Source organism: Pseudomonas sp. SIMBA_068, from assembly GCF_046534705.1.
GTDB lineage: Bacteria > Pseudomonadota > Gammaproteobacteria > Pseudomonadales > Pseudomonadaceae > Aquipseudomonas > Aquipseudomonas putida.
In genome coordinates this window covers 1-259 of sequence record NZ_JAWRYI010000883.1, presented here as the reverse complement: position 1 = coordinate 259, position 259 = coordinate 1, and the positions used below count along the sequence as shown (strand labels likewise).

Sequence of the window (259 nt, the reverse complement as noted above, 5' to 3'; positions counted from 1 at the left end):
CGGCGCTGAAGCCGGCGGGTTGAAGCCCACACCTTAACCGAAAGACTTGATTAACAGGAAAATTCATCATGGCCCAAGTCATTAATACCAACAGCCTCTCGCTGATCACTCAGAACAACATCAACAAGAACCAGTCAGCTCTGTCTACTTCAATGGAGCGTCTGTCTTCTGGTTTACGTATCAACAGCGCGAAAGATGACGCTGCTGGTCAGGCAATTGCCAACCGTTTTACCTCTAACATCAAGGGCCTGACTCAGGC

The 259-nt window shown here is 49.4% G+C and carries 1 pseudogene; it reads left to right on the top strand.

What is annotated here, in order from left to right:
- Window positions 1-68: 68 nt before the first annotated feature.
- Window positions 69-259, top strand: a pseudogene (locus tag SB756_RS31905) (flagellin FliC); the annotation flags it as partial.